The 20966-nt window shown below is 61.5% G+C and carries 20 protein-coding genes; 18 read left to right on the plus strand and 2 right to left on the minus strand.

From position 1 onward, the window contains the following. Nucleotides 1-50: 50 nt before the first annotated feature. From KBI52_RS20705 to KBI52_RS20785, 17 genes are all read left to right on the plus strand, one after another. Entirely contained in the window at nt 51-1352 is a 1302-nt protein-coding gene (locus KBI52_RS20705; protein ID WP_210811192.1) for a porin, read from the plus strand. 44 nt (nt 1353-1396) lie between these two features. Further along, complete coding sequence (nuoF, locus tag KBI52_RS20710) at nt 1397-2692, plus strand: NADH-quinone oxidoreductase subunit NuoF (protein WP_210811195.1); 1296 nt, start codon at nt 1397-1399, stop codon at nt 2690-2692. Nucleotides 2693-2742: 50 nt separating this feature from the next. Next, nucleotides 2743-3732, plus strand: coding sequence for a pyruvate dehydrogenase (acetyl-transferring) E1 component subunit alpha (gene pdhA / locus KBI52_RS20715; RefSeq protein ID WP_210811199.1), 990 nt, complete (start codon nt 2743-2745; stop codon nt 3730-3732). Between the two features lie 150 nt (nt 3733-3882). After that, nucleotides 3883-5511 carry an acetolactate synthase large subunit gene (locus tag KBI52_RS20720; protein ID WP_210811208.1) on the plus strand — a complete coding sequence of 543 codons (1629 nt, stop codon included), beginning with the start codon at nt 3883-3885 and terminating at the stop codon, nt 5509-5511. A 19-nt stretch (nt 5512-5530) separates the two neighbouring features. After that, entirely contained in the window at nt 5531-6907 is a 1377-nt protein-coding gene (locus KBI52_RS20725; RefSeq protein WP_210811211.1) for an aldehyde dehydrogenase family protein, read from the plus strand. 241 nt (nt 6908-7148) lie between these two features. Then, nucleotides 7149-8558, plus strand: a complete 1410-nt coding sequence (locus tag KBI52_RS20730; protein WP_210811215.1) for a dicarboxylate/amino acid:cation symporter — start codon at nt 7149-7151, stop codon at nt 8556-8558. 455 nt (nt 8559-9013) lie between these two features. Further along, the gene (locus KBI52_RS20735) at nt 9014-9277 is read left to right on the plus strand and encodes a hypothetical protein (RefSeq protein ID WP_210811219.1); all 264 of its coding nucleotides are present in this window, start codon (nt 9014-9016) and stop codon (nt 9275-9277) included. A 201-nt stretch (nt 9278-9478) separates the two neighbouring features. Beyond that, entirely contained in the window at nt 9479-10018 is a 540-nt protein-coding gene (locus KBI52_RS20740; protein WP_210811221.1) for an Rrf2 family transcriptional regulator, read from the plus strand. Nucleotides 10019-10149: 131 nt separating this feature from the next. Beyond that, a complete protein-coding gene (locus KBI52_RS20745) occupies nt 10150-11358 on the plus strand; it encodes an NAD(P)/FAD-dependent oxidoreductase (RefSeq protein ID WP_210811225.1) in 1209 nt (402 codons plus the stop codon). A 65-nt stretch (nt 11359-11423) separates the two neighbouring features. Continuing rightward, nucleotides 11424-11798, plus strand: coding sequence for a hypothetical protein (locus KBI52_RS20750; protein WP_210811227.1), 375 nt, complete (start codon nt 11424-11426; stop codon nt 11796-11798). A 118-nt stretch (nt 11799-11916) separates the two neighbouring features. After that, nucleotides 11917-12582: a class I SAM-dependent methyltransferase gene (locus tag KBI52_RS20755; RefSeq protein WP_210811230.1), complete on the plus strand. Its 666-nt coding sequence runs from the start codon at nt 11917-11919 to the stop codon at nt 12580-12582. Nucleotides 12583-12624: 42 nt separating this feature from the next. Continuing rightward, complete coding sequence (locus tag KBI52_RS20760) at nt 12625-13104, plus strand: Lrp/AsnC family transcriptional regulator (RefSeq protein WP_210811231.1); 480 nt, start codon at nt 12625-12627, stop codon at nt 13102-13104. Between the two features lie 195 nt (nt 13105-13299). Then, nucleotides 13300-13836: a cysteine dioxygenase family protein gene (locus tag KBI52_RS20765; protein ID WP_210811232.1), complete on the plus strand. Its 537-nt coding sequence runs from the start codon at nt 13300-13302 to the stop codon at nt 13834-13836. A 148-nt stretch (nt 13837-13984) separates the two neighbouring features. Continuing rightward, on the plus strand, nt 13985-14458 hold the full coding sequence (locus KBI52_RS20770) for a cupin domain-containing protein (RefSeq protein ID WP_210811234.1): 474 nt from the start codon (nt 13985-13987) through the stop codon (nt 14456-14458). A gap of 11 nt (nt 14459-14469) precedes the next feature. Continuing rightward, the gene (locus KBI52_RS20775) at nt 14470-14925 is read left to right on the plus strand and encodes a carboxymuconolactone decarboxylase family protein (protein WP_210811238.1); all 456 of its coding nucleotides are present in this window, start codon (nt 14470-14472) and stop codon (nt 14923-14925) included. A gap of 158 nt (nt 14926-15083) precedes the next feature. Next, nucleotides 15084-16310: a bifunctional alpha/beta hydrolase/OsmC family protein gene (locus KBI52_RS20780; RefSeq protein WP_210811243.1), complete on the plus strand. Its 1227-nt coding sequence runs from the start codon at nt 15084-15086 to the stop codon at nt 16308-16310. Nucleotides 16311-16447: 137 nt separating this feature from the next. Then, nucleotides 16448-16708 (plus strand): DUF1127 domain-containing protein, encoded by a 261-nt coding sequence (locus KBI52_RS20785; RefSeq protein WP_210811245.1) that lies wholly within the window; start codon nt 16448-16450, stop codon nt 16706-16708. Between the two features lie 317 nt (nt 16709-17025). On the opposite strand, the gene KBI52_RS20790 is transcribed toward KBI52_RS20785, so the two are convergent. After that, nucleotides 17026-18444 carry a PLP-dependent aminotransferase family protein gene (locus KBI52_RS20790; protein WP_210811249.1) on the minus strand — a complete coding sequence of 473 codons (1419 nt, stop codon included), beginning with the start codon at nt 18442-18444 and terminating at the stop codon, nt 17026-17028. Nucleotides 18445-18666: 222 nt separating this feature from the next. On the opposite strand from KBI52_RS20790, the gene KBI52_RS20795 reads away from it, so the two are divergent. Then, nucleotides 18667-19860, plus strand: coding sequence for an adenylate/guanylate cyclase domain-containing protein (locus KBI52_RS20795; protein ID WP_210811253.1), 1194 nt, complete (start codon nt 18667-18669; stop codon nt 19858-19860). Nucleotides 19861-20041: 181 nt separating this feature from the next. Here the strand turns inward: KBI52_RS20795 and KBI52_RS20800 are convergent, their stop codons facing one another. Further along, nucleotides 20042-20860, minus strand: a complete 819-nt coding sequence (locus tag KBI52_RS20800; RefSeq protein ID WP_210811258.1) for an SDR family oxidoreductase — start codon at nt 20858-20860, stop codon at nt 20042-20044. Between the last annotated feature and the right edge of the window lie 106 nt (nt 20861-20966).

Here is a 20966-nt window from a genome sequence, read left to right on the forward strand (position 1 = left end):
CCCAGACCAAATACCTTTAGCCAGGATGGGCAAGACGCAAGGAGACCCTAATGGACGTGTTCCGAGAGATCCGCACGGGATCAGCCGCCTGTGCTGTGATCATCGGCGGGTGCGTTGTCCCGGCAGGCTCCCAGGCGCTCGATCTGCCGGCCAAGGGAGCGACCCTCGTCGAGGCTGTGCGCATCTGCTCCGCCCATGGCACCGGATTCTTCACCATCCCTGGTACTGACACGTGCCTGCGGATCGGCGCTCGGGCCCGGGGAGAATCCCGGTATCTCGAACCTGGCACCCGTGCCGACGATTCCATCGGCTTCCGGGCCCGCGGCCGCATCGCTCTGGACGCCCGCACCCGGACGTCATATGGCCTGCTGAGGGCCAAGACGCAGTACGAGTTCACCCGCAACACGGGCAATTACGGGTCTGACACGTTCCGTCTTGACGAAGCTTTCATCCAGTTCGGCGGACTGACCGCAGGTCGCTGGGAGTCATTCTTCGACTTCTACACCAACGACTACAACTTCGCGGATCTCATCGTCTCCGAAGTCAAAACCAACCTGTTCGCCTATACGGTCAAGCTGGGCTCTGATCTGTCGGCGACGATTGCGCTGGAGGACTCCATCGAGCGGCGGCTGTTCGCTGCTCCGAATGGACCAGACTTTCCCGGCCAGGAGTTCAGCCCGGCCGGTGCACGGGTTCCAGACCTCGTCGGCCAACTGCTGTGGGAGCCGGACTGGGGCAAGGCCCAGCTCTCAGCAGCGTTGCACCAGATCCGCAGCGCCAATCTTGTTCCCGGACCAGCTCCGGCTCCATTCGTCGACACAGATTACGGCTTTGCCGTGCAGGCCGGAATTGAGGTCGACCTGCCCACGATTGCTGACGGCGATGAACTTTGGCTCCAAGCTGCCTATGCCGACGGTGCACTGAGTTATCTCGGCCTCGGCAACTCATCAATCAACGATATCATCCTCGATCAGACTGACGCTTTTGTGGATGCCGATGGAGCAGTGCAGCGGTCCAAGGGGTGGGCCGCGACGGCGGTGTTCCTGCACTATTGGACACCGCAGATCCGGCATGTGGTGTTCGGTTCCTATGGTGTGGTCAACTACCCCGAGGGCAGCGTCGTGACCACACCCGCGGGCGGCACCGTCGGATTCCCGGACACCTCGGAGTGGCGCATCGGCACCAATCTCGGCTGGCTCCCGGTGAGCGGCCTCTATCTTGGCGTCGAGACGCTCTATCGCAGTGTCGACCCGCGTGGCCGGGTGTTCGCGGGCAACGATCCCGCATCGGGCCGCCTCATCAACTCTGAGGACGCCCTTGAAGCCCGCCTGCGGGTCCAACGGGATTTTTGAGAGCAAAGAGCAAGAGTTACCTTCGGTCGATAGGGGAGTTGGTCATGCTCAGCGACAGGGACCGGATCTTCACGAACCTCTATGGATTCCACGATTGGCACCTTGCCGGTGCCCGAATGCGCGGCGACTGGGATGGCACGGCATTTCTGCTGGCGCAGGGACGGGACTGGATCATCAATGAGACCAAGGCATCGGGCCTCCGCGGACGGGGCGGCGCAGGATTTGCTACGGGACTGAAATGGTCCTTCATGCCGAAGACTTCCGACCGCCTGCCCAGCTATCTTGTCGTCAACGCCGACGAGTCCGAGCCGGGAACCTGCAAAGACCGCGAGATCATGCGCGGCGATCCCCATAAACTGGTGGAAGGCTGTCTGCTCGCGTCCTTCGCCATCCGCGCGCATGCCTGTTACATCTACATTCGAGGCGAGTTCGTTGATGAGGCCCGTCATCTGCAGCAGGCCATTGACGAGGCCTACGAGGCCGGCCTGATCGGCCGAAACGCCTGCGGGTCCGGGTGGGATTTCGATCTTTACCTGCACCGCGGTGCCGGCGCCTACATCGCCGGAGAAGAGACAGGTTTGCTCGAGAGCCTCGAAGGCAAGAAGGCGATGCCACGGATGAAGCCACCGTTCCCGGCGGCGATCGGTCTGTACGGCTGCCCGACCACGGTGAACAATGTCGAGACCATTGCCGTCGTGCCGACCATCCTGCGCCGGGGTGCCGCCTGGTTCGCAGGCATTGGTCGACCGAACAACGTCGGGACCAAGATCTACTCGATCTCCGGTCATGTGAACCGGCCATGCAATGTCGAGGAGGCGATGAGCATCCCACTGCGCGAGCTGATCGACACCTATGCCGGTGGCGTTCGCGGAGGCTGGGACAATCTGCTTGCCGTTATCCCCGGCGGTGGCTCGATGCCGCTTCTGCCGAAGAGCATCTGCGATACATTGTTGATGGACTTCGACAGCCTTCGTGATGTCAAAAGTGGGCTGGGCACAGCGGCAATCATCGTCATGGACAAGTCGACGGACCTGATTGCGGCCATCGCTCGCCTGAGCGCATTTTTCAAGCACGAAAGCTGCGGCCAGTGCACCCCCTGCCGGGAAGGTACAGGGTGGGTGACGAGGGTCATGTATCGGATGGTGGAAGGCCGCGCCGATCCACACGAGATCGATCTGCTGGAAGAAGTGACCAAACAGATGGAAGGCCATACGATTTGTGCGTTCGGCGATGCTGCCGCTTGGCCCGTGCAGGGACTCATCCGCCATTTTCGCCCAATGATGCTTGAAAGGATGATATCTTATCAACGTGAGCACCAACCAGCACTCGCTGCGGAGTAGTGCGACCATCCCTCCGGCCAGATAGCCCAATCCGACGTTTGGAGAACATCATGGCACCCAAATCGAACAAGAAACAGGAGATATTGAACAAGGATCAGGAGATGCACGCGTACCGCGAGATGCTGCTGATCCGGCGTTTCGAGGAGAAGACCGGCCAGATGTACGGCATGGGCCTCATCCGCGGCTTCTGCCACCTCTATATCGGCCAGGAGGCCATCGTCATCGGCATGCAGATGGCGACGAAGGATGGTGATCAGGTGATCACCGGCTACCGCGATCACGGTCATATGCTTGCCTGCGGCATGGATCCAAAAGGCGTCTTGGCTGAACTCACGGGCCGCCGCGGCGGCCTGTCGAAGGGCAAGGGCGGCTCCATGCACATGTTCTCCAAGGAGAGGCACTTCTATGGCGGTCACGGCATCGTCGGCTCCCAAGTGTCGCTCGGCACCGGCATTGCCTTCGCGAACCATTATCGCGAGAACGGCAACGTGTGCCTGACCTACTTCGGCGAAGGGGCGGCCAACCAGGGCCAGGTCTCCGAGAGTTTCAACATGGCGGCTGTGTGGAAGCTGCCCGTGGTCTACGTGATCGAGAACAACCGCTATGCCATGGGTACGGAGATGAGCCGTGCCTCGGCCCAGACCGATTACTCGAAGCGGGGCGTGTCCTTCGGCATTCCGGGCGAGCAGGTGGACGGCATGGATGTCCGCGCGGTCTACGCCGCGGGGCAGAAGGCGATCGAGCATGCCCGCTCCGGCAAGGGGCCGTACATCCTCGAGATGCTGGCTTACCGCTATCGCGGTCACTCCATGTCCGACCCGGCGAAGTACCGCACACGGGACGAGGTGGATCAGGTCCGCGAGGCGCGCGATCCGATCGAGCAGGTCCGCCAGCGTCTTTTAACACGCTGGAAGCTGTCGGAAGACGACGTGAAGGCCATCGACAGCCGGATTCGCGAGATCGTCAACGAGGCGGCTGAGTTCGCCACGCAGGATCCGGAGCCCGATCCGTCCGAGCTCTACACCGAAATCCTCAATTGATCATCCTGAGAGTGGGTTGAGCTAGATGACTTCAACCCCACTTGCATCCGGCAGGTCTCCTTTGGATGACTGGAAGCGAGGTCGTCGTGGATCGGGTTTGACCGCTATCTGATACACTGACGCGATCGGGTCAGCTTGAGGAGTGTCCCCATGAACGGCGCAGAACTGCTTGTATCCGCTTTGGAGAACGAAGGCGTGCAGCAGATCTTCGGGGTGCCCGGAGAAGAGAACCTCGACGTGGTCGAGGCGCTGCGGCAATCCTCGATCCAACTGGTGCTGACCCGCCACGAGCAGGCCGCCGCCTTCATGGCGGCGACGCATGGCCGGCTAACCGGCCGACCGGGCGTCTGCCTGTCGACGCTTGGTCCGGGTGCGCTCAACCTCACGACCGGCGCGGCCTATGCCCTGCTCGGGGCCATGCCGATGGTCATGATCACGGGCCAGAAGGGCATCCTGAGCCGGAAACAGGCGCGCTTCCAGATCGTGGACATGGTTGCGACCATGACGCCGCTGACCAAAATGGCGCGCCAGATCGTCAGCCCTGCCTCGATTCCCACGATCGTACGCGAGGCCTTCCGGGTGGCCCAGCAGGAGCGGCCAGGGCCGGTGCTTCTCGAGCTGCCGGAGGACATTGCTGCCGAACCCGTTGCGGCGAGTCCGCACCTGGTGCCCCCTCACCCGATCGATCCGCCTGTTGCTCCGCCGGACGCTCTGGATCGCGCGGCCGAGCTGATCGTTAAGGCCGAACGTCCCCTGGTGATGCTCGGTGCCGCCGCGAGCCGCCCGCGCCTGGCGGAGGCGCTGTCGAACTTCGTGCGGCGCCTGCAGATCCCGTTCTTCAACACGCAGATGGGCAAGGGGTCGGTCTCCGGCGGGTCCGGTCTGTACCTGGGCACCGCAGCCCTGTCGGAGCGTGATCATGTGCACCGGGCGATCGACCGCGCCGATCTGATCGTCGCGATCGGCCACGACACGGTCGAAAAGCCGCCCTTCCTGATGGGGCTGAAGGGCCCGACCGTGCTGCATGTCGGTTACTTGCCGGCGACAGTCGAAGAGGTGTTTTTCCCCCATGCCGAGGTGGTGGGCGATGTCGGACCGAGCCTGGGATTGTTGGCGGACCGCCTCGAAGGCAAGCTGCCCAACGCGGGTGCGCTGCTTGGCCTGCGGGAGGAGATCCTGGCCCGGATCGCCGATCGGGCGGAGGAGAGCCGCTATCCCCTGACCCCACAACGCATCGTCCGGGACGTGCGGAAGGTGATGCCAGAGGACGGCATCGTGTGCCTCGACAACGGCATGTACAAGATCTGGTTCGCCCGCAACTATCGCACCCGGGTCGCCAATTCCCTTCTGCTCGACAATGCGCTCGCCACCATGGGTGCCGGCCTGCCATCGGCAATGATGGCGGCCCTGCTCTACCCCGAACGTCGCGTCCTTGCGGTCTGTGGCGACGGTGGGTTCATGATGAACTCGCAGGAACTGGAAACGGCGGTGCGGCTCGGGCTCAACCTGGTGGTGCTGATCCTGCAGGACAACGCTTATGGGATGATCCGCTGGAAACAGGCCGTGGACGGCTATTCCGACTTCGGCCTGACTTTCGGCAATCCCGACTTCGTGACCTACGCCAACGCCTATGGTGCCAAAGGCAGCCGGGTGGAAGGTCCTGACGATCTCGTGCCGACCCTGGAGGCCGCCTTTGCCGATGGCGGCATTCAGCTCGTTACCGTCCCGGTGGACTACTCGGAGAACTTGCGGGTTCTCGTCGAGGAACTGCGTACCTAGGCCCAGAGTGGAGGCTCCAATGATTGAAGTCGTCCAGGCCTTCGATCGGGCGCCGATCACCCAACTCGACAGCGATGATGCGGCGGCGCTCGAGGAGAAGCTCACAACCGCCAGGCGGCTGTTCAAGGACCGAGGGGCATGGCTCAAACCATACGAACGGATTGAGATCCTTCGCCGGCTTGCCGTGCTGATGGAGGGCAAGCGCGAGCACTTCGGACGCCAGATCGCCCGTGAGGGCGGCAAGCCGTTGACGGACGCGTTGGTCGAGGCCGACCGAGCCATCGACGGCGTAAGGAATGCGGCTGACATGCTGCGTGTCGCGGCTGGCCAGGAGATCCCGATGGGCCTGACGCGGGCGAGCATTGACCGCCGGGCCTTCACCATCCATGAACCGATTGGTGTGGTCGCGGCCATTTCCGCCTTCAACCATCCCCTGAACCTGATCGTCCATCAGGTCGCTCCCGCGATCGCCACCGGTTGCCCGGTGATCGTCAAGCCGGCAACGGCGACGCCGCTCTCCTGCATCGACTTCGTGGCTCTCGTCCATGAGGCTGGAATGCCCGCCGGATGGGTCCAGACCTTTCTGCCGGAAACCAGTGAGCTCGCCGAGGCACTCGCAACCGATCCTCGGATCGCTTTCTTGAGCTTCATTGGCTCAAGTCGGGTTGGCTGGTATCTGCGCTCGAAGCTGGCACCGGGGGCCCGCTGTGCCCTCGAACACGGCGGCGTCGCCCCGGCGATCATCGACCGAAGTGCCGATCTCGACCGGATCGTCGAGCCCTTGGCGAAAGGTGGGTACTATCATGCCGGCCAAGTCTGCGTGTCGACTCAGCGCATCTTTGTGCACGCGGATCTCGAGAGCGCGTTCATCGACCGCTTTGCCGCCCGTGTGGACGCTCTCAAAGTCGGCGATCCGACCCTGCCCGAGACGGAGGTCGGCCCGCTCATTGCGCCTCGCGAGGCTGATCGGGTCTCGTCCTGGATCGAGGAGGCTGTGTCGAGCGGGGCTCGTCTGATCGGCGGGGGACGTCTTAGCCACACCACGCTCCCTCCATCGATCCTGATCAATCCGCCGCGGGAGGCCAAGGTCTCGACGCTCGAGGTTTTTGGCCCGACCACTTGCATCTACCCGTTCACCCGGCTCGAGGAGGCGATCACCGCTGCCAATTCGCTGCCGGTGGCGTTCCAGGCGAGCATCTTCACCGAGAACCTGCGAACGGCTCTCGACGCAGCCGAGCGGGTCGACGCCTCGGCGGTGATGATCAACGATCACACGGCCTTCAGGACAGATTGGATGCCGTTCGCGGGGCGGCACGAATCCGGGCACGGCGTCGGCGGCATTCCGTGGACGATGAAGGAGATGACCGCAGAGAAGATGATCGTCTTTAGAACGTGAAGAGGGCGACGCCGCCCTCGCAGCCCTGCCCGTCGGCATGACTGGGCCGGAAGAACGACATCCGATTCACTCCCCATCGTAGGTCTCATATCAGCCCTAAAGCCGGTTGGCTTGCTTCGCTTTCCGACTGGCAGGCCGATGGTACAGCCGTTCGGCTTGTTCTTGGGTCTGTTTCATCGCCCTGTCCGCAGACAGGATCGCCTCAAGCCGATCTGAACATCGGCAACAACGAGGACGTGAAATGGAAACTGTAACTCCAACGGTGACGGCCTTGGCGACCCACCATCAAGGCCGGTGGTATCAGCATCTCTATGTCCAAGTCCTGGGCGCCATCCTGGCCGGCGTCCTCCTGGGCCATTTCTATCCTTTGCTCGGCGAAGCGATGAAGCCTCTGGGCGATGCTTCCATCAAGATGATCAAAATGCTCATCGCACCGATCATCTTTTTCACCATCGTGCATGGCATCGCCAGCATGAAGGACATGAGGAAGGTCGGCCGGGTCGGATTGAAGGCCCTCATCTATTTCGAGGTCGTGACCACCCTTGCTCTCATTATCGGATTGATCGTTGTCAACCTCTGGCAGCCGGGCGTCGGGGTCAATGTCGATCTTTCCCGGATTGACACCTCGGCAATCGCAAGCTTTACCGAAAAAGCGAAGGATCAGAGTACGGTCGCGTTCCTGATGGAAATCATCCCCGCGACCGTTGTCGGCGCGTTCGCAAACGGGGAAATCCTTCAGGTTCTCTTCGTTGCACTCTTGTTTGCGTTCGGGTTGCAAGCCCTCGGCACGCGTGGCGAACCGGTGCTGCACCTCATCGACACCCTCGGGCAAATCTTCTTTCGCATCGTCGGCATCATCATGAAGCTCGCTCCTGTCGGCGCCTTCGGTGCAATGGCGTTCACAATCGGCAAGTATGGCGTCGGGACGCTTCTGTCGCTTGGCAACTTCATGCTGGCGTTCTACACAACCTGTCTGCTGTTTGTCTTTGTCGCGTTGGGCAGCATCGCAGCATTGTGCGGCTTCTCGATCTTCAAATTCATCCGCTACATCAAGGAAGAGCTGCTGATCGTCCTCGGGACGTCGTCCTCGGAGTCGGTGCTGCCGCGTATGATCGCCAAGATGGAGAAACTCGGGTGCGGGCCCTCAGTCGTCGGACTGGTGATCCCCACCGGGTACTCGTTCAACCTTGATGGAACCTGCATCTACCTGACAATGGCGGCCGTGTTCCTGGCTCAAGCGACCAACACCGACCTGACCCTGTCGCAGGAGATTGGAATCATCGCCGTTCTGCTGCTCACCTCGAAGGGAGCGGCTGGGGTAACTGGCTCTGGCTTTATCGTGCTGGCGGCGACGCTGGCTTCGGTCGGCACGATCCCCGTCACCAGTATCGCTCTGATCCTTGGGATCGACCGCTTCATGTCTGAGGCGCGGGCGCTCACCAACCTGATCGGCAATGGCCTGGCGACGGTCGTTGTTGCCAAATGGGAAGGTGCTCTCGATGAAGAACGGATGCACCGCCGTCTCAACCAGGAGAGTGATCCCGAAGCCCTTAATTCAGAGGCGATAACGGTGGTCGATGATCTGGCGAAGAGCAACATCCGCGAGCAGCATCGTCACCTCAAAGCAGTGGGAACGCGTGCGCCTGTCTAAGGCCGTGTGGCCAAGCGGTGAACTCACACCCAAGCAGACCAACGGCGGCGATGTGCATTCATCGCCGCCGTTGGTTCTTCAGCATGGCTCGTGATGTAGCGCTTACCGTTCCCACCCCTCATCAAACGGAAATCGCTTCGCCCAGAATTCCGAGTCTATTGGGCCCGATTGTCGATCCGTCCCCTGGATCGACCCGCCTGCCGCGGATCGCAACGCGGCTTTGGCCGTGGCCAGTTCGGAGGATGTGATCGTCCCGATGCTGGCCGTGGCTCTGAAAGTTCTCCTCAGCGCCGACGGTGAGGAGCGATCAACGCCAATGGTGCAGTCTTTTCGGTCTGTCTTGGCCCTGTTTTGGGGCCCAGGACAGCTGCAAGATCGCTTCAGGCTCGATCAGCTCGCGCTGATTGCAACCTCCCTCAGGCGCCGGCTGTGGACCGGCTTTCATGGAGTGTCACATGTTTAGGAAGATTGTTTTGACTCTGCCTCTTCTTCTTCTCCCAAGCATCGCCGTAGCCGAAATGGGCGGTAAGACAGATCGCGACCGTGTCAATCGCGAGGTTGAGACGATGATGCGTGATGGCCGCTGGGAGCGCGCCATTGCGGAAGGTCGCGCCAACAAGCAGGCCTTCGAGGCGCTGCGCCAGGCCCAGGCCCGGTTTTCGCAGCCCGCAACCGGATACACGGCGTCGCGGCCGGCTCGCCAATCTGCCGGTTACTAAGTCATGTCATACGGGAAGCAGCATCTGTTGAACCAAACGGCCCTGGGAGCGAAACGCCAGGGCCGATCCGGATTGTACGCAGAGGCAGATTAACTCGGACTAACCTAGTATGCGTTTTTGCGCTTGCGTCGATAAACACGGACTATTATGATCCGTGTTTATCGCAACTCCGATTGCTAGCAGACGCAACATACCAATATCATGGCACACCTGACCGTCAGCGTTGAGTATGGCATCCATTGCCTCCTATGGCTCGTCGACTCTGATGCAGCCCTCAGCAGCCGAGACCTCGCCGAGCTGCAGGGCATCTCGCCCGGCTTCCTCGCCAAGATCTTTCCCAAGCTCGAAAAGGCGGGGATTGTCGCGGCCAGCGAAGGCGCACGGGGAGGCTACCGCCTCGCACGTCCGGCCCAGGACATCACCTTCCTTGAGATTGTCGACGCGATCGAAGGCAACAAGCCGCTCTTCGATTGTCAACAGATCAGGGGCCGCTGCGCCTTGTTCAAGGGCAAGCCGCCGGCATGGTCGAGCAACGGTGTGTGTGCCGTCCACGCCGTCATGCTCCAGGCTGAGAAGGCGATGCGAGACACGCTGGCCTCCCAATCGCTGGCCGACGTGCATGCAGCGCTCGGACGCAAAGCTCCATCAGGTTTTCTCGGCCAGGTTCAAGACTGGATGTCGGATCGACTAGAGGCCCGTCGTCCCGGTCGCACCCCCCGATCCAAAGAGCCGCCGGGTTGATCCCACGGCGGTCAGCCGCCCTCACCTCAAACATCGAGAATTTCTCGGCACCTTGCCGGGCCTGCCGAGAACCCGTTGGGCATCAGCTTGACGGAATGGCTTCACACGTCCGGCCGAGACAGAAAAGTATCATGACCCAGAAGATTGTTATCGCCGGCTCGGGCTTTGCCGGCATGTGGGCTGCCGTCTCCGCTGCCCGGGCAGTGTCGCTTGCGGGCAAGGAGAAGGACATTGAGGTGATCGTCGTGTCACCCACAGCCAGCCTGACGATCCGACCCCGTCTCTATGAAGCGGTTCTCGAGAACATGAACCCGGACCTCGCGCCCTTGTTCGACGCTGTCGGGGTCCGCCACATGGCTGGGCTGGTGCAGACGATCGATGCCGGCGCCCGCCTCATCGAAATCGGCAAAAACGACGGGACACAGCTACGCCTGCCCTACGACAAGTTCGTATTGGCCGCAGGAAGCCGCCTCTTCCAACCACCGGTGCCGGGGCTGGCGGAGCATACGTTCAATGTCGATCAGCTAGAGAGCGCTCGCAGGCTCGACATTCACCTGCAATCCCTCGCGGACCGTCCTGAGACCGTCGCACGCAACACAGTTGTTGTCGCCGGAGGTGGCTTTACGGGTATCGAGACCGTTGCCGAGATGCCCGAGCGGCTGCGGGCAATTCTTGGAAGTAACGCTGCCATCCGGGTCGTCGTCGTTGAACAGGCGCCGCACATCGGTCCCGACCTTGGTCCGGTTCCGCGGCCGGTCATCGAACAGGCTCTGGCCGAGTGTGGGGTCGAGATCATCACCGGCGCTGCGGTTAACATCGTTTCCGCGGACAGCGTTACCCTCTCGTCCGGCGAGCGCATCCAGACGAATACCGTCATCTGGACCGCCGGGGCCCGCGCCAATCCGCTTGCCGCCCAAATTCCAGGCGAGCGCGACCACTTCGGCCGGGTGATCGGCGATGCTTTCCTCCATGCCACAGAGGTGACCGACATCTTCGTCACCGGCGACGTCGTTCGCGCGACAACGGACCACCTTGGCAACACCACGTTGATGTCGTGCCAGCACGCTCAAAGCCTTGGCCGCGTTGCCGGTCATAACGCCGCCGCGGAACTGGTTGGATTGCCGTTGCACCCGTACAGCCAGCCAAAATACGTCACCTGCCTCGATATCGGTCCTTGGGGGGCGCTCTACACCGAGGGCTGGGACCGCCAGGTGCATCTGACGCGAGACGCTGGCAAGGCTCTCAAGCAAGAGATCAACACGACGTGGATTTACCCCCCTCCGGCTGATCGCAACGCAGCCTTTGCTGTCGCCAACCCGGACTTCGTGATTGTCCCCTGACCCCACTGTAGACACGACTGGTGCCTTGGCCGGGCTGCTGCTCGGTCAAGGCGGAGATCCATATCATGCGTAACATCGACGTTTACTTTCTCACACTCGCAAGCCTGTGCCTGGTGCTGAGTGTCTCCCTTGGCCTTGGAATGGGCTTCGCACAGGATTTCTCGCTCAGCCACCTTCATTCTCACCTGAATCTAGTCGGATGGGTGTCGATGGCGCTCTTTGGGCTCACCTACCGTGCCTATCCGGCTCTGGCCGAAGGAAGGCTGGCGAAAGCCCATTTTTTGCTTTCGGCGTCAAGCGGCATCATGTTTCCGGCGGGCATCTACCTGCTGATAACCTATGGTCAGCCGATCCCGGCCGTCGCGGCCGCCATTGTCTGGCTCGCCGGCGCCACACTGTTTTGCGTCATGCTAGTGCGACTTGCGTTCGCCAAGAGCTAGCGTGAGATCTCACGCTTCAAAAGACATGTCCGGTCGCCAGATCGCTGACCGGACGACGTGACCAGCCCTATACCTCCTGCTTCCTCCGAGGAGTACGGGATCACAAATGAGATAACGGATGTCTGCAAAAGGAAAAGGATACCGGGCGGTCATCGCCGGTCAGGCTGTCTACACGCATCGGACACTCGACTTATACGATTTCGTTGTGCTTGGCGTTTCCAATACCCTGATCTGGAAATGCCCAACAAGCCGTCTCCTTGATCTGTACAATCGCCATGTCGGAATCCGGCATCTTGATGTCGGCGTCGGTACGGGCTGGTTTCTCGATCACTGCAGGTTTCCGGAAAGCCAGCTGCAGATTACGCTGCTGGACCTGAATCCGGCCTGCCTTGCGCGGGCGGCAGCTCGCATCCAGAGGTATGCTCCGAGAGCCGTACAGGCCAATGTGCTGGAGCTGTCCGATCTCGATCTCGGCCCGTTTACATCCATCGGGCTCAACTACGTTTTGCATTGCCTGCCCGGCGACTTGGGGGAGAAGGCCGTGGTCTTCGACAATCTGAAGCCCTGCCTAGCTCCTGGCGGGGTGATGTTCGGCTCAACCTTGCTCTCAGAGGGAGTCGAACGCTCGCGGGCGGCTCGGACGCTCATGCGCTTTTATAACAGCAAAGGGATTTTCTCGAACGAGCGTGATGGACTTGTCTCCCTGCGGCGGGAACTCGAAGACCGGTTTGATGACGTCACAATTGAGGTCGTCGGATGTGCGGCCCTGTTTGTCGTCCGCTGACCGGTTCAGCGAGTCTGATATAACGCTTGGATATCTCACGAGATGGACAGAAGTCGGTCGCGGCTCGACCAGATGGATCGAAAAATCGCGTTAATTCTGCAGGAGAACTGCGCATTGACGGCAACCGAAGTGGCGGAGAAGGCCGGGATCTCGCCTACGGCTTGCTGGCGGCGGGTTCAGAAGCTGGAGCAGGATGGTGTCATCCAACGACGCGTTGCCATTCTCGACCGCAAAAAGCTGAACGTCGGGGTCACGGTGTTCGTTGCCGTCAAAACCCGAGAGCACAGCGCACGATGGACAGAGCAATTCCGTGAGGCGTTGAAGGACATCCCGGAGATTGTCGACGTTTACCGCATGAGCGGTGAGGTCGATTACCTCCTCAAGGCCTATGTGCCGGATATCGAGACCTACGATGCTTTATACAAAAGGTTGATCGCTCGCGTCGACCTGTCCGATGTTACATCGATGTTCGCTATGGAGGAGATTAAGGCGACAACTCAAATCCCGCTGGATTACGCCTGATCCGTCAGCGTGAGCAGGTTCAGCGATCGAAGACTAGACCGCTTCTAGGGCCTGGTGGCTGGACAAGCCTCGTGGCGCCAATCGGCGCGAGAATTTTGCGTCATCGGTGGCATTTCGGTTTACAATTGCAAACCTTTTCCGCGCCCGACAACGTAGCTCTCCCTGGTACTTCAGTCACCAGGGATTACGACATCGATGATCGAGGCTCCGGATTACCATAATATGCTTGCGCTCTTCGTGCGCTTGAGCCGGCTCAGCCAACTTCCGTCCGACGCCTATCTCGAGAACGCATTCGGCGTCCTGGAGCAAGTCGTTGCAAACCCTCGTTTCCTGGAGAGGACACCTGTCGAGCGGAAACCAAGTTCTTTTGCAAGAAGCCTTGTCTTTGGTGACAACCAGTTGAGCGTCTGGGCGATTGCCTGGGCTCCCGGCAGCAGCACACCGATCCATGACCATCACTGCTCGTGCTGCTTCGCCGTCCTGTCTGGCACGCTGATTGAGCGGCACTTCTCCGCCGTTGATGAGGAACATGCCGCCTTGGCACAAGAGATGGTTCGCCCCTCGGGCTTCATCACGTGCTTTTTGCCTTCCGGACCGAATATCCATCAGATGAGCAACGAATCTGATGGCGAGGCGGTCTCGCTGCACATCTATGGCTTTGACCATCGGATGCATGGGTCTTCGATCCACCGTGAGTATCGGGCCGTTTCCGCTTTGAATCGAAACGACTGATCCGTTCAAGGGCCGGGATGCTGGTTGTGGCAAGCCAATCGACAGGCGCGGCGATGGTACAGGCTTTTTGCCCGTTCTTGGGCCTGTTTTGGGGCCCGCGTCATCGGCAAGATCTCAGCGTTCCTGATCCCAACATGAGGAGAAGACAATGAGGATGATCAAAATTTTGAGTTTGGCCGGCGCCGCTGGCCTCGCAATCACACTCACGGGTACGACCGTGTCCGCACACGGGCCGGAGCATGCCACCACAGCACCGTCTTCCCAGACGGCTGCGGCGCAGGCCAACGGTGAGACTGTGAAACCGGTCTTTGAACGTGCTATCCCGCATATCCCGGGCAAGAGCCTGATCGCCCTTGAGGTGACCTATACGCCAGGCGGCAGGTCGCCTTCCCACTATCATCCGAACTCGGCTTTCATCTATGCGCATGTGGTCGCCGGCGCCATTCGCAGCCAAGTTGGCGACGAGCCTGCCAAAGTCTACCAGGCCGGCGAAGGCTGGTACGAGAATCCCGGCTCGCACCACAGAGTGAGCGAGAACGCCAGCGACAGCGAACCGGCAAAGCTGCTCGCTGTCTTTGTCGTCGATCCCAGAGATTCCCTGGTCGTTCCAGAACAGAAGTAAGGATTGCCATCATGTCACAGCGGATGAACTATGCGGCCGCCGCCCCGGGCGGCATGAAGGCCCTCGGCACGGTCTACAGCTATGTCGCCCAAAGCGGTTTGCCGACAGCCCTGATCGAAATGGTCTACCTTCGCATCTCGCAGATTAACGGCTGCGCCTACTGCATCGACATGCACAGCCGCGACCTGCTCAAGGCCGAAGTGCCGGTCGAGAAGCTCGTGCTTGTCCAGTCTTGGGACGAAGGCGGAACCCTGTTCAGCGATCGCGAACGCGCGGCGCTGAAATGGGCCGAAGTGGTCACGCGGGTCAGCGACACGCATGTGCCCGAGCAGGCATATACCGAAGCTCGCGCCACGTTCTCGGAGAAGGAACTCGCCGACCTGACCATCGCGATCGGCCTGATGAACGCCTTCAACCGTCTGGCGATCAGTTTCCGCGCCGTACCGCTGGCCGCGGCAAGCCACTGACCGCCGCCGGTTCCTTTGAATGTGACATAGACCTCTGAGACCCGGCACTGCGTGAGCTGGGTCTCAGGGTGCAACTCGGACGCACCGTGTTGCGTGGAATATTCCTACATCGTTATCGGGGAATCGTAGAACCCTTCATTTGCACATAGGAAACGAAGATGCAGAGCCTCAAGGTAGCCTTTCCAGGGTCCCGTGGTGACCCGCTTTCCGCCCGGCTTGAACTCCCGCTCGGTCGGATCCGGTCCTATGCGATCTTCGCCCATTGCTTCACCTGCTCCAAGGATCTCTTCGCCTCCCGGCGGATCGCGTCCGAGCTCGCCAGACGGGGCATCGCGGTGCTGCGGTTCGACTTCACCGGCCTGGGGGCCTCGGGCGGCGAGTTCCCTAAAACCAACTTCTCCTCGAATGTCGAGGATCTCCGGCAAGCCGCCAAGTATTTGACGAGGCACTTTGGTCCCGCCGAACTCCTTGTCGGACACTCCCTCGGTGGCGCTGCCGTGCTTGCGGTGGCCCCAGACCTGCCCGAGGTCCGGGCGGTGGTCACGATCGGGGCTCCGGCTGATACTGCGCACGTGATCTCAAGCTTTCGCAGCCATGTGCCCGCCATCGAAAGTCAGGGCGAGGCCGAGGTGCAGCTGGCTGGACGCCGCTTCGCGATCCAACAGCAGTTTCTGGACGACGTCCGCAGGCAGCATCTCGAGACGAAGATCCGCAATCTTGGTCGTCCTCTGCTTGTCCTGCATGCTCCCGATGACGACATCGTCGGAGTCGATAACGCCAAGCGAATTTTTGAGGCTGCCCAGCATCCGAAGAGCTTCGTCTCCCTCGACGGCGCGGATCATCTCCTGACTCGCCATGAGGACGCGGCCTTTGTCGCAGAGGTGATCAGCGCCTGGTACGGCCGGCATCTGGCGCGTTCGTCGCATGCCGAGGCGGGTGCCAATCACGATGGCGTCCTCGTTCGGGCGTCGGGTGAGGGCCGCTTCCAGCAGGTCGTCGAAGCCGGGCGGCACCGGTTCCTTGCCGACGAGCCTGAGAGTTATGGCGGACTGGACAGTGGCCCCAGTCCGTACGATTTCGTGTCGGCGGGGCTCGGCGCCTGTACGTCAATGACGCTCCAGCTGTATGCCGAGCGCAAAGGCTGGCAGCTGCCGCCGTTTACGGTCGAGGTGCGGCACGCCAAGGTACATGCTGAGGAATGCGTTAGCTGCGGAGAAGGACGCAACGGCAAGATCGACCAGTTCGAGCGCCAAATCACCTTCGAGACGGACCCCGGGCCTGCGGTGACGGAGAAGATCGCGGAGATCGCCGACAAATGCCCGGTGCACCGGACACTTGAGGCTCGCTCCCACATCGTGACGAAGGTCGCGGCACCGACTTCATGACGTTCTGCCAAACAGCATAATGAGGCCTGAACCGGCAATGGTACACAAACTGTGCCTGGTCTTGGACCTGTCCGTCAGCCCACCCAAGGCGCAAGATCGCGGTTGAAGTCATTCAGGCAACGAAGTGAGGATTTCCCGTGTTTGTCGCTCATGTCCTTTCCACAATCCGGTCCTTCAGGCGGCATCGTGCGTCACTCCGGGAATTGTCTCGCCTTTCCGACCGCGACCTCAAAGACCTTGGCCTGTCCCGCTACGAGATTGAGCAGAGCCCGAACCCCCGCATGAGCCGGCAGGATCTCATGCCATTCCGGGCCTGGGATCACTGGTCGCCAAAGAGCGGGCGGAAGCAGGAGGTTGGAACAGCCGACGGGAATGACATGCGGAAACGTCAAGCCTGACCAACTTGAGCTTCCATCATCAGATCATCTGAAGGGAACGTAATGTCCAGCGATTTGACGCAAACGCTCATGCTCACCCTCGAGCAGCGCTCGGCATTGGAGCGCTCTGCCTTCCTCCTCCATGCTGTCTTCGGTGTGCCCGCTGAAGAGGTCGCGGCGCGGCTCCGCTTAGAACCCTCAGTCGTGCATGAACTTGTATCGAAGGTGCGGCGACAGGTACGTGAAGCTCATTCGCTGGACCCGGCACGCCGGACGAACGGGAGCTCGACCACATTTGATAAGGCGCGAACTCTGATAAGCGACGGCGGGACCTCGCATCATTGATGTGTACTTGCCCTGCAGAGTTCGATGAGCTTAATGCAGTCCTTCCGCAGCGTTCGTTCCGAATAATTCGTGACGCCCAGCAGGAGGCCCCGTTGCACTGGTGTGTCGTGGTACCATGGTGATAGCGCGACCGGCGACATTCCATATGACAGGACCCGCTCAGCCGTTGCAACGTCGTCACAGTGAGGTGGGAGGTCGAGGCGTACCGTAAGCCCTCCAGTTCCGTCGACCGAATAGCCGGATGGAGCAACCTCGCGGATCGTGTCGGCCAGTTTTTGCTGACGGGTGGCGTAGAGGCGTTTCGTCCGCCTCAGATGGCGCAGGTAATGCCCCTCGCTGATAAAATCGGCAACGGCTTGCTGGATCGCCGCCGTCGGTGCTGGCGCAAGGCAGGCGGCTGTTTCGGCGAAGGCCTGTGCCAGATGAGGCGGGATGACTATAAAGCCGAGGCGCAGTGCCGGGGTAATCGTCTTGCTGAACGTACCGATATGCAGCACCCGGCCAGCGCGATCGATGGAGGCGAGTGCTGGCGCCGCCCGCCCGTGCAGTTGCAGTTCACCGAGATAGTCATCTTCAATGATATAGGCGTTCTGGCTCGTCGCCCACGCGAGCAGGTCCCGGCGCCGGTCGAGTGACATGGTCATTCCCAACGGCGCTTGTTGGCCTGGCGTCACAACGGCCAAAGCCGCGTGTGGTGCCTTTGATATTCCCTGACTGACCTGAAGGCCTTCTTCGTCGACAGGAACCGGTATGATGGTAATACCCGCGATCTGAAGCGCCCTGCGTGTCAACGGAAAGCCGGGATCCTCGAACCAGGCGCTGGATCCCTCAAGCTTCAGGCTCCGGACGGCAATTCCAAGCGCTCCGGCAAAGCCCGCGGTCACCAGCACCTGATCCGCCGTGCAGTTCAAGCCACGGGCGATGGCGAGATAGGATGCAATCTCCTGTCTGAGGGCGATGGTGCCCCGTGGATCCGGATAGCTGACCGGATGCATTGCTGCCATGCGGGCGCTCCGCAGCATCATGCGGGTCCATAGCTTGAACGGAAAGGTGTCTTGGGCGGGTACCCCCATCTGGAAGGCCGTCGGCCGGTTGCTGAAGTCCGGGAACAAGCTGGGAAAGGGATGGCTGCTGGACGGCTCCGGCGACGCGCGTGGAGCAATGGGTGTGTCAGCGACCCAGGTGCCGCTGGGACCGCGGGAAACGAGAAGCTGCTCATCGAGCAGCCGCTCATAAACCACGCGAACCGTGCCCCGGGACACCCCCAATTGAGCCGCCAGATCACGCCAGGATGGCAACCGCGCGCCATGAGCGAGCGTCCCTCCGTGGATTGCATCGCGAAGGCCCGTGTAGATTTGGGACGAGAGCGATGTTTTGGCTTCACGATCAATGTTGAAAGGCAAGGTATCCATGGGCCTCACTCTCCTGGCTCGGGAGGTTTACCGTGAAGCTGACGGTGCGAATTACCCCTGCGTCTGTGGCCTCAGTCGTCTTCCGGCCTGAACCATCAGGATATTGCCATAACCCCCGCCCAATGCACACCCAGGCTTGCCCATGCCGAGTGGGCCTTTCCGGCATTCAAGTCGCCGGGCAGGCTGATGCGCCAAGCCGCCGTTTGATTTAGGATGGGCTCCATGGTGCCTCCTCGTCAGACCATGGTTTCGGCTCCCTGGGCACGAAGAGCGGAAGGGATTTTAGCGTGGTTGATCGGACCGGCGCGCCTGTCCGGCGACGCCCTGACCGTGACCTCTGGGTTCGCAGAGCAGTTGATCGCAATGGGAGCCCCGTTGCACCGGCTGCGGATCGCCATGCAGGTCGATAACCCATTGCTGACCGCCTGGGGCATCACCTGGGTGCCGGAGAAGCCGGCCGAGATGTTCACTTTGGACCGTGCCCTCCTCGATACCCCCACCTATGTCGGCAGCCCAGCCCAGCATGTCATCGAGACCCGTACGTGTTTCCGGCGGCGGCTCGGCCAATTGAAGCCTGAGGATCACACGGTCCTCCATGAGTTGGCGAGCGCCGGCTTTACTGACTACGTCGCGGTCCCGGTGGTCTTCGGAAACGGAATCATTCAGCCGGCGATGTTCGCCACGCGGCACGACAGCGGCTTTGCCGAGAGCCACGTTGCCTTGATCCAGGACCTTTCCGTTCCCCTCTCGGCGGCCCTGGAAGCCATCGCCATGCGCCGCTCGACCGCAAGCCTGCTGGCCACTTTTCTGGGTGAGGGTCCGGCGGCGCGTGTGCTCGCCGGTGCCATTCGCCGCGGCGACATCGTCGAGACCGAAGCGGCCATCCTGCTCACGGACATGCGTGGATTTACGCCCCTCTCGCTCACGTCGTCGCCAGCTCGCCTCGTGGCGACCCTGGGGCGCTATTTCGAGGCGGTGGTCGATGCCGTGCAGGCGGAGGGCGGCGACGTTCTCAAATTTCTCGGGGACGGAGCCTTATCGATTTTCCGGGTTGGCGAGGGAGACCGCACAGCGGCCTGTCAGGCCGCTGTGCGTGCCGTATCGCAGGCGGTCGCAGCGGCCCGGGCCGAGGATCTGCCGCCCTTCATCGCCGCGGTTCACGTGGGTCCAGTGATGTATGGTAACATCGGCAGTCCCACCCGCTTGGACTTAACAGTGGTTGGGCCGGCGGTGAACATCGTCAGCCGTCTGGAGGGGATCGCCAAGGCGAGCGGCGAGACCGTGGTCTGCTCTGAAACCTTCGCCTCTGCCTTGCCGGCGACATTCACCCGACCTCTGGGCCGATTTGAGTTCAAGGGGCTGGACGGCGAGCACGAGGTTTTCGCCCTGGCTGTGGACCAAGGCAGCCGGGCCTGAACACCAAGGCCGTGACAGCGTCTAAAAACTTGGTGTGTTGGGCTTTGGGTCAGGCAACGTACCCCGCAACAGCTTCTGCGACCTCCCGAGTGCGGGGGCCGCAGAGGTGCAATCACGATCCTGGTGTCAAAGGCATCGCACTGCACCGATCGACCCGACTCAGCCAGCGCATCACCAGCAATCACTGCGTGGCCGAGACCGAGCCCACCTTGTAGCGGCTGGCGGGATTCGTCCGCGAGAGCTTGCCGGCCATCGCTCGCCGGGCCGCGTCGTAGGCATCCCACTCTGCCTTGTCCTCGAGCGAGGGGATAGTGACCGTCTCGCCCTGATCCAGACCGGCGAGCGCCGCGTCGACCAGATCGTGCGCCGACATGACGATCTCGTCAGGGAGATTGTTCACCGGCAACCCGGCAAGGTCCCAGAACTCCGTGGCGGTCGCGCCGGGCAGAACCGCCTGGACCCACACACCCTTCTCGGCCAGTTCGTGCTGGAGGGATTGGCTGAAGGCCAGGACGAAAGCCTTGGATCCGCCATAGACGCCGTTGAGGGTTTCCGGCGAGACGGCCACAATGGAGGCGATGTTGATGATCGTGCCGCCGCCGCGTTCCACAAAGGCCGGGGCGGCCGCGTAGGTCAGGCGGGTCAGCGCCAGAACGTTCAGCCGGATCATCCGATCCATCGCGTCGACATCGGAGGCCAGAAGCGGAGCCGCTCCGCCGATGCCGGCATTGTTCACGAGCATCGAGATCTTGCTGTTCGTCCGCAGGACCGTCTCAACCCGACGCAGATCACCGTCGTCGTTGAGATCAGCAGGCAGGATTTCGACCGAGCGGCCGGTCTCGTTCTGCAACCGGGCCGCCAGTCCCGCGAGGCGGGTCTGGTTCCGCGCCACGAGGATCAGATCGCGGCCGCGCCGGGCTAGGCGATCAGCGTAGATGGCACCGATGCCGGACGAGGCGCCGGTGATCAGGGCGGTGCCCTGGGACGTCGATGTATTCATCTGTGTCTCCTCATTCTCAAGGTTCTAACGACCGCGAATCCTCACGGCCGAGGTCGAACGTCAGGGGGAGCTCCTGACCCGGGACTGGCTCACGGATCGGTCTCAC

The organism is Microvirga sp. HBU67558 (genome assembly GCF_018069605.1).
Taxonomy (GTDB): domain Bacteria; phylum Pseudomonadota; class Alphaproteobacteria; order Rhizobiales; family Beijerinckiaceae; genus Microvirga; species Microvirga terrae.